This is a genomic window from Streptomyces lienomycini, from assembly GCF_027947595.1.
Classification (GTDB): Bacteria; Actinomycetota; Actinomycetes; order Streptomycetales; family Streptomycetaceae; genus Streptomyces; species Streptomyces lienomycini.
On sequence record NZ_CP116257.1, the window covers coordinates 1 to 17,624 of the forward strand.

A 17,624-nucleotide genomic window follows, 5' to 3' on the forward strand; every position below is an offset into this window, starting at 1 on the left:
ACTGGACTCCGATTCGTTCCCTTATCCCTGACCCACCCGAGTTTCATCCCGACCCGTCCCCGAATCACACCTTCGAGGGACTCGTGAGAGAGCGTGTTCTGTGGCTGACGTACCTGCCGATCTTGCCGCAGTGTGGCCACGCGTACTCGAGCAACTCCTCGGGCAGGGCCGTGGACAGGGCGTCGAGTCGAAGGACGAGCACTGGATCCGGCGCTGCCAGCCGCTCGCGCTGGTCGCCGACACCGCCCTGCTGGCCGTGCCGAACGAATTCGCGAAGGGCGTGCTGGAGGGTCGCCTCGCCCCGATCGTCAGCGAGACGCTGAGCCGCGAATGCGGCCGCCCGATCCGTATCGCGATCACCGTCGACGACACCGCGGGCGAGCCCGCCGGCCCCCCCGGCCCCGCACCGCAGGCCCAGCCGCAGCCGCCCGCCCGGCCCCAGCCCCGCTACGAGGAGCCCGAGCTCCCCGCACCCGGCCAGGGCCGCGAGGAGTACCGCGACGAGTACGAGGGCTACGGCCGCAACCGCGCCGACCAGCTCCCGACCGCCCGCCCCGCCTACCCGCAGGAGTACCAGCGCCCCGAGCCCGGCTCCTGGCCGCGCCCGGCCCAGCAGGACGACTACGGCTGGCAGCAGCAGCGCCTCGGCTTCCCGGAACGGGACCCGTACGCGTCCCCGTCTCAGGAGCCGTACGGCCAGGAGCCGTCGCCGTACTCCCACGACCCGTACCAGCAGGACTACCGGCCGCAGCCCCCGGAACGCCCCTCGTACGACTCCCAGCGCGGCGACTACGAGCAGTCCCGGAGTGACTACGACAAGCCTCGGGGCGAGTACGACAAGGTCCGCGGCGACTACGAACAGTCCCGGGGCGACTACGACAAGCCGCGCGGGGACTACGAGCAGCGGGGACCCCGCCGGGACCTGTCCGAGCCCCCGTCCGGGTCCGGGCACGTCCACCGCGGCGGCCCCGTCGGCCCCGGACCCGCCACCGGAGCGCCCGGCCCGCTGGCCGCACAGCCCGCGCCGGCGACCGGCCCGGGTGAGCCGACCGCGCGCCTGAACCCGAAGTACCTCTTCGACACCTTCGTCATCGGCGCCTCCAACCGCTTCGCCCACGCGGCGGCCGTCGCCGTCGCCGAAGCGCCCGCCAAGGCGTACAACCCCCTGTTCATCTACGGGGAGTCGGGACTCGGCAAGACCCACCTCCTGCACGCGATCGGGCACTACGCGCGCAGCCTCTACCCGGGCACGCGCGTGCGCTACGTCAGCTCGGAGGAGTTCACCAACGAGTTCATCAACTCCATCCGCGACGGCAAGGGCGACAGCTTCCGCAAGCGCTACCGCGAGATGGACATCCTGCTCGTCGACGACATCCAGTTCCTCGCGGACAAGGAGTCGACGCAGGAGGAGTTCTTCCACACCTTCAACACCCTCCACAACGCCAACAAGCAGATCGTGCTCTCCAGCGACCGGCCGCCCAAGCAGCTGGTGACGCTGGAGGACCGGCTCCGCAACCGCTTCGAGTGGGGGCTGATCACCGACGTCCAGCCGCCGGAGCTGGAGACGCGCATCGCGATCCTGCGCAAGAAGGCGGTGCAGGAGCAGCTCAACGCCCCGCCGGAGGTGCTGGAGTTCATCGCCTCCCGGATCTCGCGCAACATCCGCGAGCTGGAGGGGGCGCTGATCCGGGTGACGGCGTTCGCGTCGCTCAACCGGCAGCCGGTCGACCTGGGGCTCACGGAGATCGTCCTCAAGGACCTGATCCCCGGCGGGGAGGACTCGGCCCCCGAGATCACGTCCACCGCGATCATGGGCGCGACCGCCGACTACTTCGGCCTCACCGTCGAGGACCTGTGCGGCACCTCTCGCGGGCGCGCGCTGGTGACGGCACGCCAGATCGCCATGTACCTGTGCCGTGAGCTGACGGACCTCTCACTGCCGAAGATCGGCGCGCTCTTCGGCGGCCGGGACCACACCACGGTCATGCACGCCGACCGCAAGATCCGCAATCTGATGGCCGAGCGGCGCTCGATCTACAACCAGGTGACCGAGCTGACCAACCGCATCAAGAACGGCTGACAGCCTCCGACACCGGCCGCACGGGCGCCCCTGGACACTCGGGGGCGCCTTTTGTGCGCCCGCGGGAGCCTGTGCCTGCGGGGCTGCGGGGCTGCGGGGCTGCGGGGCTGCGGGCACGCAGAGCCACCGAGCCGCACCACGGTCCTCTGCCCCCGGCCCTGCCCCGAGCCCGCGCACAGGCCTGCGCCGGGCCGGTCCGCCCCGTCGTCCGCCTGTCCCCGGCCCGCCGCCGTCGTACTGCTGTCCTGACCGCTGTTCGAATCCCTGCCGGGTTACGGCCGTCCTCCACAGATTCGGCTACTTTTTGCCGTCCACACCTTGGGGACTGGGAAGTTGTCCCGATCCTGTCCACAGGCCAGGCTGGTGAGGGACCATCAGGGCAGGTCAGCTCCCTGTGGATTCGTGGACAAACGATTTCCACAGCCTGTGGACAAAGAAATGATCCACAGGCTGTGCATTCAGTTGTCCACGGACGACCCACAGGCCGGAGCAGGTTGTCCCCAGCGATCCGCAGCTTCTCCACAAGCCTGTCCACTGTTCGGCAACGCGACGCGCCCCGTCACCGACCCGAGTGAAAGGCGTCACATCAAGGTGCCTGGTCGGGCTGTGGGAAACTCGGGGAAAGCTGGGGACGGCTCTGGGGAGAAGTCGCCTCTCCCTGTGCACGGTGTGTGCAGAACTTTCTGTTCTCCACAGACGGGCCCAGTTGTCCACCGGCTCCGCCCACAGGGCCCGTGGACAAAATTTCCGGTCTGACCTGGGCAAACGAAGTTATCCACGGTATCCACAGGCCCTACTACTACTAGCGACTAGAGAGAGTGCGGAATTCGTTTCGAAGCGGGTCCTGTGCACAACTCGGCCTCTCGAGCCCGACCGCGCCTCGTCACGACTTGACCCCGAACGGCACCTACTGTCAGTGGGGTGCGTCAGACTGGTCCCCGGTGTTCTGCCCCTCACAGCGGCGGACGACACCGGTCAGACGACGAAGGCGAAGCAGGGCGAGCGGCGCCGGCAACAGCAGGAGGCGGCAACAGTGAAGATCCGGGTGGAACGCGACGTACTCGCGGAGGCAGTGGCCTGGGCGGCTCGCAGCCTCCCGGCCCGTCCGCCGGCGCCGGTCCTCGCGGGCCTGCTGCTGAAGGCCGAGGAGGGGCAGCTGAGCCTGTCCAGCTTCGACTACGAGGTCTCGGCGCGGGTGTCGGTGGAGGCGGAGATCGAGGAGGAGGGCACGGTCCTCGTCTCGGGCCGTCTGCTCGCCGACATCTCCCGCGCTCTGCCCAACCGACCGGTGGAGATCTCCACAGACGGTGTACGGGCGACGGTGGTCTGCGGCTCCTCGCGGTTCACCCTCCACACCCTGCCGGTGGAGGAGTACCCGGCGCTGCCGCAGATGCCCGAGGCGACGGGCACGGTCCCCGGCGAGGTCTTCGCCTCGGCCGTGCAGCAGGTGGCCATCGCCGCGGGTCGCGACGACACGCTGCCCGTCCTGACCGGTGTGCGCATCGAGATCGAGGGCGACTCGGTGACGCTGGCCTCCACCGACCGCTACCGCTTCGCGGTCCGCGAGTTCCTGTGGAAGCCGGAGAACCCGGAGATCTCCGCGGTCGCCCTGGTGCCCGCCAAGACGCTCCAGGACACCGCCAAGGCGCTGACCAGCGGTGACCAGGTGATCCTGGCGCTGTCCGGCTCGGGTGCGGGCGAGGGCCTGATCGGTTTCGAGGGCGCCGGCCGTCGCACGACGACCCGGCTGCTGGAGGGCGACCTCCCGAAGTACAAGACGCTGTTCCCGACGGAGTTCAACAGCGTCGCCGTGATCGAGACCGCCCCCTTCGTCGAGGCCGTCAAGCGCGTGGCCCTTGTCGCCGAGCGCAACACCCCGGTGCGGCTCAGCTTCGAGCAGGGCGTGCTGATCCTGGAGGCCGGTTCCAGCGACGACGCACAGGCTGTGGAACGGGTGGACGCCCAACTGGAGGGCGACGACATCTCGATCGCCTTCAACCCGACGTTCCTCCTGGACGGTCTGAGCGCGATCGACTCCCCGGTGGCCCAGCTGTCCTTCACGACGTCCACCAAGCCGGCGCTGCTCAGCGGCAGGCCCGCGGTGGACGCCGAGGCGGACGAGGCCTACAAGTACCTGATCATGCCGGTGCGGCTGAGCGGCTGAGCGGCTGAGCGGCTGAGCCGCACGCACGGCCGGTGGCGCCGTCGGTGGCTGTCCACAGGGTGGGGACGAACCCGCAGGTGGGGGCATACGTCTGAGCGCGTATGCCCACAGCTGTGCACGGGCGCCCGGGTTTAGGCTCGAAGGCGGGTACGAAAGTGCCGCGGCACGCATCCGGCGGGTACGGAGGTGCCGCCTTGCCACCTCGCACACCTAAGGAACGCAACTGATGGAGCTCGGTCTCGTCGGCCTCGGCAAGATGGGCGGCAACATGCGCGAGCGGATCCGCCGCGCGGGCCACACCGTCGTCGGATACGACCGCAATCCCGACCTCGCCGACGTCCACAGCCTGGAAGAGCTGGTGGGCAAGCTCAGCGCCCCGCGCGTGGTCTGGGTGATGGTCCCGGCCGGGGAGGCCACCCAGGCGACCGTCGACCGGCTCGGCGAGCTGCTGGAGCGCGGCGACGTCGTCGTGGACGGCGGCAACTCCCGCTGGACGGACGACGAGAAGCACGCCGAGGAGCTGGCCGCCAAGGGCATAGGCTTCGTCGACTGCGGCGTCTCCGGCGGCGTGTGGGGCCTGGAGAACGGCTACGCGCTGATGTACGGCGGCGACGCGGAGAACGTCGCCCGGGTGCAGCCGGTCTTCGACGCCCTCAAGCCGGAGGGCGACTTCGGCGCCGTGCACGCCGGCAAGGTGGGCGCGGGCCACTTCGCGAAGATGGTCCACAACGGCATCGAGTACGCCATGATGCAGGCCTACGCCGAGGGCTGGGAGCTGCTGGAGAAGGTCGACTCCGTGGAGAACGTCCGCGAGGTCTTCCGCTCCTGGCAGGAGGGCACGGTGATCCGCTCCTGGCTGCTCGACCTGGCCGTCAACGCGCTCGACGACGACGAGCACCTGAACGGGCTCCGGGGTTATGCACAGGACTCCGGTGAGGGACGCTGGACCGTGGAGGCGGCGATCGACAACGCGGTGCCGCTGCCCGCGATCACGGCCTCCCTCTTCGCGCGGTTCGCGTCCCGGCAGGACGACTCGCCGCAGATGAAGATGATCGCCGCGCTGCGCAACCAGTTCGGCGGCCACGCGGTCGAGAAGAAGTAACCGGAACGCTAGGAAGGTCGGCGCACGACCATGCACGTCACGCATCTGTCGCTGGCCGACTTCCGTTCGTACGCCCGGGTCGAGGTGCCCCTGGACCCGGGCGTCACCGCCTTCGTGGGCCCCAACGGGCAGGGCAAGACGAACCTCGTCGAGGCGGTCGGCTACCTCGCCACCCTCGGCAGCCACCGGGTCTCCTCCGACGCCCCCCTGGTGCGCATGGGCGCCGAGCGCGCGGTGATCCGCGCCCAGGTCCGGCAGGGTGAGCGGCAGCAGCTGATCGAGCTGGAGCTGAACCCGGGCCGGGCCAACCGCGCCCGCATCAACAGGTCGTCGCAGGTCAGACCGCGTGATGTGCTCGGCATCGTGCGTACCGTGCTGTTCGCGCCGGAGGACCTCGCGCTGGTGAAGGGCGACCCCGGTGAGCGGCGCCGCTTCCTGGACGAGCTGATCACCGCCCGCTCGCCGCGGATGGCCGGGGTGCGCTCCGACTACGACCGGGTCCTCAAGCAGCGCAACACCCTGCTGAAGTCGGCCGCGCTCGCCCGTCGGCACGGCGGCCGCACGATGGACCTGTCCACGCTCGACGTCTGGGACCAGCACCTCGCGCGCGCGGGCGCCGAGCTGCTCGCCCAGCGCCTCGACCTGATCGCGACCGTGCAGCCGCTGGCCGACAAGGCGTACGAGCAGCTGGCCCCCGGCGGCGGCCCCGTCGCCCTGGAGTACCGGCCGTCGGCGCCCGGGGAGGCGCACACGCGCGAGGACCTGTACGAGCAGCTGATGGCGGCGCTCGCCGAGGCGCGCAAGCAGGAGATCGAGCGGGGCGTCACCCTGGTCGGTCCGCACCGGGACGATCTGCTGCTCAAGCTCGGTTCGCTGCCCGCCAAGGGGTACGCCTCCCACGGCGAGTCGTGGTCGTACGCGCTGGCGCTGCGGCTGGCCTCGTTCGACCTGCTGCGGGCGGAGGGCAACGAGCCGGTGCTGGTGCTGGACGACGTCTTCGCCGAGCTGGACGCCCGGCGTCGCGAGCGGCTGGCGGAACTGGTGGCGCCCGGCGAGCAGGTGCTGGTGACGGCCGCGGTGGACGACGACGTACCGGACGTGCTGGCGGGGGCGCGGTTCACGGTGGCCGAGGGCACGGTGGAGCGCGTATGAGCGCGGACGCACCGGACTCGGAGCCCGGCAGGCCGTCCGGCGGGCGCGAGGGGAGCGGCCCGGAGCCGTCCGGCGTCGACCTCGCGCGCGTGGCGCTCAGGGCGGCGCGGGAGGCGGCACGCGCGCGTGGGGACGCGGCCCAGCAGAAGAAGCAGGCGCGTCGCGGAGGGCTGCGCTCCGGGGCTCGGGCCGACGGGCGTGACCCCATGGCGCTGGGTTCGGCGATCAACCGGCTGATCACGGAGCGGGGTTGGGAGACGCCGGCCGCGGTGGGCGGGGTGATGGGGCGCTGGCCGCAGATCGTCGGCGAGGACGTGGCGAAGCACTGCGTGCCGGAGCGGTACGACGAGGACGAGCGGGTGCTGGTCGTGCGCTGCGACTCGACGGCCTGGGCGACGAACCTGCGGTTGCTCGCCCCGACTCTGGTGGCCCGGCTCAACGAGGACCTGGGGCACGGCTCGGTGCGGATGATCAAGGTGTTGGGGCCGGGTGGTTCGGGTGGTCCGGGCCGGCGGTACGGGCCGTTGCGGGCACCGGGCAGCCGTGGTCCGGGCGACACCTACGGGTGATGTGCGGGCGTTCTGGCACCCCGTCAGCAGGGCGTGATGTACCTCACAAAATCAGGCGTCGACGGTCGGTGTGAACCGTCGGCGCCCGCTGTGTCGTACCACCGTGCGCGGTGTCGAACCGGGATCTGACTCCCAAGTAGCAAAGGGTTGACGCCTCGAAGCGCTGAGTGCCGCTGTGAGCCTCTTGAGGCCCCCTTCCGCATATCGGGAGTCGGACAAGCCTCGTTCAGGGCGGCACATGCGGACTCAGGTACCGGCAAACCCCCATCAGTGTCAGTGGTACCGGTAGAATGGAAGAGAATCCCGCCCCGAACGTGGGGACCGTCCGGGACTAGCTGAGCAACGCTGATCAAGGCTTACCAACGCGACATGCCGCAGCCGCTCCGGCAACCTGCCGACGAGCCCGGCTCGTGCTGTGCCAGAAAGGGCGCTTCGTGGCCGATTCCGGCAACCCCAACGAGAACAACCCGTCCACCGACACCGGCGTGAACGACGCGGTGAGCGCGTCGCTCGGCGAGGCCCACGCCTCGTACGACGCCAGTGCCATCACCGTCCTCGAGGGTCTGGACGCGGTCCGCAAGCGACCCGGTATGTACATCGGCTCGACCGGTGAGCGCGGCCTGCACCACCTGGTGCAGGAGGTCGTGGACAACTCCGTCGACGAGGCGCTGGCCGGTCACGCGGACACGATCGACGTGACCATCCTCGCCGACGGCGGAGTCCGGGTCGTCGACAACGGCCGCGGCATCCCGGTGGGCATCGTCCCCTCCGAGGGGAAGCCGGCCGTGGAGGTCGTGCTGACCGTGCTGCACGCGGGCGGAAAGTTCGGCGGCGGCGGCTACGCGGTCTCCGGTGGTCTGCACGGCGTGGGTGTCTCCGTCGTCAACGCCCTGTCCACGCGGGTCGCGGTGGAGGTCAAGACCGACGGCCACCGGTGGACGCAGGAGTACAAGCTGGGTGTCCCCACGGCGGCGCTCGCCCGGCACGAGGCCACCGAGGAGACCGGTACGTCGGTCACCTTCTGGGCCGACGGCGACATCTTCGAGACCACCGACTACTCCTTCGAGACGCTCTCCCGGCGCTTCCAGGAGATGGCGTTCCTCAACAAGGGTCTGAAGATCAACCTCGTCGACGAGCGCGAGTCGGCGAAGGCCACCGCGGGCGCGGACGAGGCGGGCGAGGACGAGAAGCACGAGGACAAGAGCGTCTCGTACCACTACGAGGGCGGCATCGTCGACTTCGTGACGTACCTCAACTCCCGCAAGGGAGAGCTGGTGCACCCCACCGTGATCGACCTCGAGGCCGAGGACAAGGACAAGAGCCTGTCCCTCGAGGTCGCGATGCAGTGGAACGGCGGCTACACCGAGGGCGTGTACTCGTTCGCCAACATCATCCACACGCACGAGGGCGGCACCCACGAGGAGGGCTTCCGCGCGGCACTCACCTCGCTGATCAACAAGTACGCGCGCGACAAGAAGCTGCTGCGCGAGAAGGACGACAACCTCACGGGTGACGACATCCGCGAGGGTCTGACCGCGATCATCTCGGTCAAGCTGGCGGAGCCGCAGTTCGAGGGCCAGACCAAGACGAAGCTGGGCAACACCGAGGTGAAGACCTTCGTGCAGAAGGTCGTCTACGAGCACCTGACGGACTGGCTCGACCGCAACCCCAACGAGGCCGCGGACATCATCCGCAAGGGCATCCAGGCGGCCCACGCGCGCGTGGCGGCCCGCAAGGCGCGTGACCTGACGCGCCGCAAGGGTCTGCTGGAGTCGGCTTCGCTGCCGGGCAAGCTGTCCGACTGCCAGTCCAACGATCCGACCAAGTGCGAGATCTTCATCGTCGAGGGCGACTCCGCCGGCGGTTCGGCCAAGTCCGGCCGGAACCCGCAGTACCAGGCGATCCTCCCCATCCGCGGCAAGATCCTCAACGTCGAGAAGGCACGCATCGACCGGATCCTGCAGAACCAGGAGATCCAGGCGATGATCTCCGCGTTCGGCACGGGTGTGCACGAGGACTTCGACATCGAGAAACTCCGCTATCACAAGATCATTCTGATGGCGGACGCCGACGTCGACGGCCAGCACATCAACACCCTGCTGCTGACCTTCCTGTTCCGCTTCATGCGGCCGCTGGTCGAGTCCGGGCACGTGTACCTGTCCCGCCCGCCGCTGTACAAGATCAAGTGGGGCCGGGACGACTTCGAGTACGCGTACTCCGACCGCGAGCGCGACGCGTTGATCGAGATGGGCCGCAACGCCGGCAAGCGCATCCGTGAGGACTCCGTGCAGCGCTTCAAGGGCCTCGGCGAGATGAACGCCGAGGAGCTGCGCATCACGACCATGGACCAGGAGCACCGCGTGCTCGGCCAGGTCACGCTCGACGACGCCGCGCAGGCCGACGACCTGTTCTCGGTGCTGATGGGCGAGGACGTCGAGGCCCGGCGCGCGTTCATCCAGCGCAATGCCAAGGACGTCCGCTTCCTCGACATCTGAGTCGGTCTCGGCTGACCGCACCAGGAAGGACCTTCACCAGCAATGACCGACGAGAACACCCCTGTGACGACGCCCGAGGGCGACGCCCTGGCGATGCGTGTCGAGCCCGTCGGGCTCGAGACGGAGATGCAGCGCTCCTACCTCGACTACGCGATGTCCGTCATCGTCTCGCGTGCGCTGCCCGACGTCCGTGACGGCCTCAAGCCGGTGCACCGGCGCGTGCTGTACGCCATGTACGACGGCGGCTACCGCCCCGAGCGCGGCTTCTACAAGTGCGCCCGCGTCGTCGGCGACGTCATGGGCAACTACCACCCGCACGGCGACTCCTCCATCTACGACGCCCTGGTCCGCCTCGCCCAGTCCTGGTCGATGCGCATGCCGCTCGTCGACTCCAACGGCAACTTCGGCTCGCCGGGCAACGACCCGGCGGCGGCCATGCGGTACACCGAGTGCAAGATGGCGCCGCTGTCGATGGAGATGGTCCGCGACATCGACGAGGAGACCGTCGACTTCACGGACAACTACGACGGCCGCTCCCAGGAGCCGACCGTCCTGCCCGCCCGCTTCCCGAACCTGCTGATCAACGGCTCGGCGGGCATCGCGGTCGGTATGGCGACCAACATCCCGCCGCACAACCTGCGCGAGGTCGCGGCCGGCGCCCAGTGGTACCTGGAGAACTACGAGGCCTCGCACGAGGAGCTCCTTGACGCGCTGATCGAGCGCATCAAGGGCCCCGACTTCCCGACCGGTGCGCTGGTCGTGGGCCGCAAGGGCATCGAGGAGGCGTACCGCACCGGGCGCGGCTCGATCACCATGCGCGCGGTCGTCGAGGTCGAGGAGATCCAGAACCGCCAGTGCCTGGTGGTCACCGAGCTGCCGTACCAGGTCAACCCGGACAACCTCGCGCAGAAGATCGCCGACCTGGTGAAGGACGGCAAGGTCGGCGGCATCGCCGACGTCCGCGACGAGACGTCGTCCCGCACCGGTCAGCGCCTGGTGATCGTCCTCAAGCGGGACGCGGTCGCCAAGGTCGTCCTGAACAACCTGTACAAGCACACCGACCTGCAGACCAACTTCGGCGCCAACATGCTGGCCCTGGTCGACGGCGTGCCGCGCACCCTGTCCCTGGACGCGTTCATCCGCCACTGGGTGAACCACCAGATCGAGGTCGTCGTCCGCCGTACGCGCTTCAGGCTGCGCAAGGCGGAGGAGCGGGCGCACATCCTGCGCGGTCTGCTCAAGGCCCTGGACGCCATCGACGAGGTCATCGCGCTCATCCGGCGCAGCGACACCGTCGAGATCGCGCGCGGGGGCCTGATGGACCTGCTGGACATCGACCAGATCCAGGCCAACGCGATCCTGGAGATGCAGCTGCGCCGCCTGGCGGCCCTGGAGCGGCAGAAGATCGTCCAGGAGCACGACGAACTCCAGGCGAAGATCAGCGAGTACAACGCGATCCTCGCCTCGCCGGTCCGCCAGCGCGAGATCGTCAGTACGGAACTGGCCGCGATCGTCGAGAAGTACGGCGACGACCGCAAGACCAAGCTCATCCCGTACGAGGGCGACATGTCCATCGAGGACCTGATCGCCGAGGAGGACATCGTCGTCACGGTCACGCGTGGCGGCTACATCAAGCGCACCAAGACCGACGACTACCGGGCGCAGAAGCGCGGCGGCAAGGGGGTGCGCGGCACGAAGCTCAAGGAAGACGACATCGTCAACCACTTCTTCGTGTCGACCACGCACCACTGGCTGCTGTTCTTCACGAACAAGGGCCGCGTCTACCGCGCCAAGGCGTACGAACTGCCGGACGCCGGCCGGGACGCGCGCGGTCAGCACGTGGCGAACCTGCTGGCCTTCCAGCCGGACGAGACGATCGCCCAGATCCGCGCGATCCGGGACTACGAGGCGGTCCCGTACCTGGTCCTGGCCACCAAGGCCGGTCTGGTGAAGAAGACGCCTTTGAAGGACTACGACTCGCCGCGCTCGGGCGGTGTCATCGCCATCAACCTGCGCGAGCAGGCGGACGGAAGCGACGACGAACTTATCGGCGCCGAACTCGTCTCGGCCGAGGACGATCTGCTGCTGATCAGCAAGAAGGCGCAGTCGATCAGGTTCACCGCGTCGGACGACACGCTGCGTCCGATGGGGCGTGCCACCTCGGGCGTCAAGGGCATGAGTTTCCGCGAAGGGGACGAGCTGCTCTCGATGAATGTTGTTCGAGCCGGTACGTTCGTGTTCACTGCCACCGACGGCGGTTACGCGAAGCGGACCTCCGTCGACGAGTACCGCGTCCAGGGTCGCGGTGGTCTCGGCATCAAGGCTGCCAAGATCGTCGAGGACCGCGGGTCGCTCGTGGGCGCGCTGGTGGTCGAGGAGCACGACGAGATCCTCGCCATCACCCTCTCGGGCGGTGTGATTCGTACGCGAGTCAGCGGGGTCAGGGAGACCGGCCGTGACACCATGGGCGTTCAACTGATCAATCTGGGCAAGCGCGATGCCGTCGTCGGCATCGCACGCAACGCCGAGGCGGGACGCGAGGCGGAGGAGGTCGACGGCGATGTGGCCGTCGACGAGACCGCCGAGGGTGCCGCGACCACCGGCACGGACGAGGGCGAGGCGCCCTCGGCCGAGTAGCACGAGGAGAGAGTCATCGTGAGCGGAGCCACGGGCGCCGGATCGGCCGGTACCTCCACAGGTACGGAAACGGGCGGCGGCGGCCGTGGCTCGGCCGCGCGTGCGACGGATTCGCACACGACTCAACTGCGCAAGATCGACGACGGAGCGACCGACTCGCACTCGGGGAGCTCGTCCAAGACGCATGGATCCCAGGGGGGAACTGTGACGGACACCCGAGGCCAGCAGACTCACGCGGCGGCCTCGCCGCTGCCGGGAGAACGGCAGCCCCAGCAGCCCGGCGGGCCCTACCACCCGCCGCAGGCCTACCAGACCCAGGGCGGCAACGCGTCGGCCGTGCGCCGTCCGCGCACCGGCGCGCGCACCACGCCCCGTGTCCGCAAGGCACGCCTGCGCGTGTCGAAGGCCGACCCGTGGTCGGTGATGAAGGTCAGCTTCCTGCTCTCCATCGCGCTCGGCATCTGCACCATCGTCGCGTCCGCCGTGCTGTGGATGGTCATGGACGCGATGGGTGTCTTCTCGTCGGTCGGCGGCACGATCGCCGAGGCCACCGGCTCCAACGAGTCCAACGGCTTCGACCTGCAGTCCTTCCTGTCGCTGCCCAACGTGCTGCTGTTCACGACGGTCATCGCGGTCATCGACGTCGTCCTGGCCACGGCCCTGGCCACGCTCGGCGCGTTCATCTACAACCTGTCCGCCGGCTTCGTCGGCGGTGTGGAGCTGACGCTCGCCGAGGACGAGTGATCCCCGCCCTCCGCCCGCGCGACAACCGATTTTGGGACTGCCCGCCTCGTGCGCTAATCTTCAGGAGTCAGCGCGCGGGACATACACCGCAGAGCGCGGCGGGGCTATAGCTCAGTTGGTTAGAGCGCATCCCTGATAAGGATGAGGCCACAGGTTCAAATCCTGTTAGCCCCACCAGTACGAAGACCCCCAGCCGGATCCGGTTGGGGGTCTTTCGCGTTCGTGGTGGTCCGCGGTGGGGCACGAAGAGGCCCGACCGCTGGCGACGGGGGATGCGCCAGCGGTCGGGCTGTGGCCAAGGCTAACAAGGCCGGTGCGTGGTGGGTGCCGACTGGTCGGTTCGGCGCCGTGATGTGACGGGTATCACGTGTGCCGGAGGGGGTCACCGGTCGCACGGCGGCTCGTAGTCCAGGCGCGGCAGGTACTCGTGCCACTTCTCCTCGGTCAGTACGCCTCGGGTGGCGGAGCAGATGCGGTCGATGGCGTCGTCCACGCCCAGGCTCCACAGCCGCACGGTGTCCGTACCGCTGGACACCCCGAGCATGTGGTGCACGGGGCTGAAGGACAGGAAGTTCCCGGTCTTGGCGTTGGGGCTCATCGCCTGGCCGATGGGAGCGGCGTCGGCGGGGTCGGTGACGCTCCAGAGCCGGACCGTGTTGTCGTTGGCGCCGCTGGCGAGGGTGGCGCCGTCCTGGCTGAACGTCAGGGACACCACCGAGTCGGTGTGTCCGGCGAGCGTGGCCTCGGCACCGGACGCCTCGCCCGGGTCGGCGACGTCCCAGAGCCGGACCGTGCCGTCGTCGCTGCCGCTGGCCAGGGTGTGGCCGTCGGGGCTGAAGGCGAGGGCGTTGACGGGCCCGAGGTGGCCGGTGAGCGGTCCGAGGGGTGTGGCCCCGGCCGGGTCGGTCACGTCCCACAGCCGTACGGTGTCGTCCGCGCCGCCGCCGGCGAGGGTGCGGCCGTCGGGGCTGAAGGCGAGGGTGTTGACGTAGCCGGTGTGGCCGGTGAGGGGCTTGCCCAGCCGGCGGGGGTGGGACGGGTCCCCGGTGTTCCACAGCTGGACGGTGCGGTCGTCGTAGGCCGTGGCCAGTGTGCGGCCGTCGGGGCCGAACGCCAGGGTGTCGGGGCCCGCGTAGCGGGTGTGCAGCGCCACGGGCGGTCCGTGGGCGGTGGGCACGGCCGGGTCCGTGACGTCCCACAGCTGGAAAGCCCGGTCTCCCGTGAGCACCGCGAGGGTGTCGCCGTCCGGGGAGAACTCCAGTGACCGTATGTCGCCCTCCCCCGGCTTGAAGGGGGCGCTCAGCGACACGGGGCGGCCGGGGGTGGTCACGTCCCACAGCCGGATGCTGCCGTCGCGGGCGGCGGTGGCGAGCACGTGCCCGTCCGGGCGGAAGGCGCCGGTGCGGCCGATCACGTCCGACGTCGGAAGCGACCACAGACGGACCTTGCTGTCGCCGCTGCCGGTGGCGAGGGTACGGCCGTCGGGGCTGAAGCCGAGGGCGTACATCTCGCCGCTGCCTCCCGCGAGCGGCACGCCGATCTGCGAGGGGTAGGCCGGGTCGCTGACGTTCCACAGGCTCGCCGTGCTGTCCGCGCTGCTCGCGGCGAGCGTGGCGCCGTCGGGGCTGAACGCCACCGCCCAGACGGGACCGCCGTGGCCGGTGAGCGGTGCCCCGAGGGACGTCGCCCCGGCCGGGTCGGTCACGTCCCACAGCCGTACGGTGTCGTCCGCGCTGCCGCTGGCGAGGGTGCGGCCGTCGGGGCTGAAGGCCACGGAGTGCACCAGGGCGCCGTGACCGGTCAGCGGTGCGCCGACCGGTTCGGGACGGCGGGGGTCGGTCACGTCCCAGAGCCGGACGTCGTCGTCGTCGCCGCCGGCCGCCAGCGTGTGCCCGTCGGGGCTGAACGTCACCGAGCGCACCGCCGCGGTCGCGCCGGTCAGGGTGGCGAGCGACCGGGGCCGGCCCGGGTCGGCCACGTCCCACAGGCGGACGGAGTGGTCGTCGTGGGCGGAGGCCAGGGTGCGGCCGTCCGGACCGAAGGCGAGCAGGTAGACGGTGCCGCCGTGGCCGGTCAGCGGGGCGCCGAGCGGGCGCGGGTGGCCGGGGTCGCGGATGTCCCACAGCCGGACGGTGCCGTCGTCCGAGGCGCTGGCGAGGGTGTGGCCGTCCGGGCTGAAGACCGCGGTGCTCACCCAGCTGGTGTGACCCGTGAGGGGCTTGCCGAGCTGTTTCGGGTGCCCGGGGTCCGAGACGTCCCAGAGCCGGACGGTCCGGTCGTAGCTGGCCGTCGCCAGGGTGCGCCCGTCGGGGCTGAAGGAGGTGAGGTACACCGCGCCCGTGTGCCCGAGGAGCGGCGTGGCCAGTGGCGCGTTGACGATCGATATCAGCCGGTTCCTGACGTCCTCGTCGTCCGGTCGCAGGCGGTGCGCCGCCAGGTCGAGCTGGGCCGACAGCGAGGGGTCCGTGTCCTGTACCCGGTCCGCCTCCGCGACCACCTGCTCGAACACGGCGTCGTTGCGCTGCTGCCAGGCGATCACCGCCGAACCGACGGCCAGGAGGGCCAGGACGACCAGCGCCGAGACCGCGGCACGGCTGATCAGGACGGTGCGCTTGCGCAGTCTGACCGCGGCGGCCAGGAACTCCACCGCGCTGCGGGTCAGGAAGGTGTCACCGGCCGACCGGGCCCAGCCGCTCGCCTGCGCCAGCCGGGAGCCCCGGTACAGCAGCGAGGTGTCGCGGTCCGACTCCTCCCAGGCGAGGCCGTCCTCCTCCAGCCGCTGGCGCAGCAGGTTGCCGGCGCGGTCCTCGTCGATCCAGTCGCGCAGCCGCGGCCAGGCGTGCAGCAGCGCCTCGTGGGTGATCTCCACGGTGTCCGCGTCGAGGGTCACCAGCCGGGCCCGCACCAGCGCCTCGAGGGACTCCTCGGTCTTGCCCGGGTCCCCCGACTCCTCGGCCAGCCGGCGCCGTGTGCTGCGCCTGCGGGTGGCCTGGGTGTCCTCGCTGAGCCGGACCAGTCTGAGCAGCAGCAGTCTCGCCGCGGTGCGGGCCGCCGGGTCCAGGCCGGTCCAGGCCCGCTCGGCGGTCGCGGCCACCGCGCCCTGGATGCCGCCGGCCGCGCGGTACCCGGCCAGGGTCAGCCGGCCGCCCTTGCGCCGCTGCCAGGTGGCCAGCAGGGCGTGGGAGAGGAGCGGCAGCACGCCCGCGTCGTGTTCCCCGACCGCCCGGTAGGCGTGGGAGGGGCCCCCGCCGCGCGGGCCGTCGGTGCTGACCTCGCGGATGATCAGCTCGGCGAGTCCGGGTTCGAGTTCCATGCCGACGGCCCTGGCCGGGGCGGTCACCGCCTCGCGCAGTTCCGCGGTGGTCAGCGGTCCGAGCACCATGTGCCGGTGCTGCAGCGCGTCGGCCAGTTCGGGGTAGCGCAGGCACTGTTCGTAGAAGTCGGCGCGTACGCCCAGCGTCACGAGCACCGGCGCCGGGTCCCCCGGTCCGCCCGGCACGCAGGCGGCCTGGAGCAGCCGGACGAACTCGCGCCGGACCGCCTCGTCGGAGCAGAGTGTGAAGAGTTCCTCGAACTGGTCCACGATGACGACCGGGCGGGTGTCCGGCGGGCCGCCGCCGGTCGCCGCCCAGGCCGCGAACGCCTCCCTGACGGCCTCCTCGGCCGGCCGGCCGCCCGTGCCCCGCGCCCCGGGGGCGTCGGCGCTTCGGCCCGGGGAGTCGCCCGCGCCCCCGGTCTCCGGGGTGCCGTCCTCCGGTGCCGTCGTGCGGCGTGCGGTGGCGACGACGGGTGCGAGCTGCGGTACCAGCCGGGCCAGTTCTCCGAGCGGGTCGGCCCCGGGAACGAGTTGGAGCACCTTCCTGGGCGGGCCGTCCCCGGTGTCCGCGGGGCCGCCGCGCAGGGCCGGTACCAGGCCGGCGTTGAGCAGGGAGGACTTGCCCGCCCCGGAGGCGCCCACGAGCATGACCAGGCCGCCCGTGTCCGGCGTCGCGTCGAGCAGGGCGACGAGGGTCCGCGTGCTCCGCTCCCGCCCGAAGAACCAGCCGGCGTCCTGCCGACGGTAGGCGGCCAGCCCCCGGTAGGGGCAGACCCCGCCCGGGGCGGCCGGAGTCTCGGCGGGAGGCTGCTCGTCCGCCGCGGGCTGCGGGGGGCGTTCGCCGCTCGGGTCGGCCATCGCCCGCTCCCACAGGCGCTGCCACTGGGCCAGGTCGTACAGCCCGGGGGAGACCGGCACGGGCCGCGCACGCCGCGCCTGCGGAACGAGGACGTGCAGGACCGCCGCGAGGGCGGTGAACTGGGCGGGCACGTTCTTGGCCCGGCGCCAGTCGCTGATCCGCTGGGCGGAGACCCGCACGGGGCGACCTCGTTCGTCGACCCGCTGGAGTCGGACGACGGCCTCGGACACGCGTTTGAGGGGAGGGTTGCCGGCCTCCCTGTACAGCAGTGCGAGGCGTTCTGCGAAGGCCGTGCGTGCCCCTGAGTCGAAACTCAAGGTCTCCACTCCTTACTTCTCCCGCACCTGGACGTCCGGACCGGAAAACTCACTCTATACGGCTGACCTGCGGCTACCTCGTTGTGAGGGTTCCGGGGCCTCCTCGGCGGCGACCACAGGTGGCAGGATCGCGTCGCAGTGGCGAGGCGGCCCCGCGGCACCCGGACAGGTCAGCGGCTCAGTACTCGG

9 protein-coding genes and 1 tRNA gene are annotated in these 17,624 nt (G+C 70.6%); 9 read left to right on the forward strand and 1 reads right to left on the reverse strand.

Annotated features, from left to right (window positions below; all coding sequences use genetic code 11):
• Positions 1–100 precede the first annotated feature (100 nt).
• The 9 genes from dnaA to BJ961_RS00045 all read left to right on the forward strand — a co-directional run bounded on the left by dnaA (position 101) and on the right by BJ961_RS00045 (position 13,120).
• Positions 101–2,080 carry a chromosomal replication initiator protein DnaA gene (gene dnaA / locus BJ961_RS00005; RefSeq protein ID WP_271319276.1) on the forward strand — a complete coding sequence of 660 codons (1,980 nt, stop codon included), beginning with the start codon at positions 101–103 and terminating at the stop codon, positions 2,078–2,080.
• Positions 2,081–3,113: 1,033 nt separating this feature from the next.
• On the forward strand, positions 3,114–4,244 hold the full coding sequence (gene dnaN / locus BJ961_RS00010; protein WP_271319277.1) for a DNA polymerase III subunit beta: 1,131 nt from the start codon (positions 3,114–3,116) through the stop codon (positions 4,242–4,244).
• A 226-nt stretch (positions 4,245–4,470) separates the two neighbouring features.
• Complete coding sequence (gene gnd / locus BJ961_RS00015; RefSeq protein ID WP_271319278.1) at positions 4,471–5,346, forward strand: phosphogluconate dehydrogenase (NAD(+)-dependent, decarboxylating); 876 nt, start codon at positions 4,471–4,473, stop codon at positions 5,344–5,346.
• Between the two features lie 30 nt (positions 5,347–5,376).
• Complete coding sequence (gene recF, locus BJ961_RS00020) at positions 5,377–6,498, forward strand: DNA replication/repair protein RecF (protein WP_271319279.1); 1,122 nt, start codon at positions 5,377–5,379, stop codon at positions 6,496–6,498.
• Entirely contained in the window at positions 6,495–7,067 is a 573-nt protein-coding gene (locus BJ961_RS00025) for a DUF721 domain-containing protein (protein ID WP_271319280.1), read from the forward strand. The genes recF and BJ961_RS00025 overlap by 4 nt, the downstream gene beginning before the upstream one ends.
• A 434-nt stretch (positions 7,068–7,501) precedes the next feature.
• Positions 7,502–9,562, forward strand: coding sequence for a DNA topoisomerase (ATP-hydrolyzing) subunit B (gyrB, locus tag BJ961_RS00030; RefSeq protein WP_271319281.1), 2,061 nt, complete (start codon positions 7,502–7,504; stop codon positions 9,560–9,562).
• A gap of 42 nt (positions 9,563–9,604) precedes the next feature.
• A complete protein-coding gene (gyrA, locus tag BJ961_RS00035) occupies positions 9,605–12,199 on the forward strand; it encodes a DNA gyrase subunit A (RefSeq protein ID WP_271319282.1) in 2,595 nt (864 codons plus the stop codon).
• 18 nt (positions 12,200–12,217) lie between these two features.
• Positions 12,218–12,943: a DUF3566 domain-containing protein gene (locus tag BJ961_RS00040; RefSeq protein WP_271319283.1), complete on the forward strand. Its 726-nt coding sequence runs from the start codon at positions 12,218–12,220 to the stop codon at positions 12,941–12,943.
• 100 nt (positions 12,944–13,043) lie between these two features.
• Positions 13,044–13,120 (forward strand) — tRNA-Ile (locus BJ961_RS00045).
• 205 nt (positions 13,121–13,325) lie between these two features.
• Here the strand turns inward: BJ961_RS00045 and BJ961_RS00050 are convergent.
• Positions 13,326–17,435 carry an nSTAND1 domain-containing NTPase gene (locus tag BJ961_RS00050; protein WP_271319284.1) on the reverse strand — a complete coding sequence of 1,370 codons (4,110 nt, stop codon included), beginning with the start codon at positions 17,433–17,435 and terminating at the stop codon, positions 13,326–13,328.
• Positions 17,436–17,624: the final 189 nt, after the last annotated feature.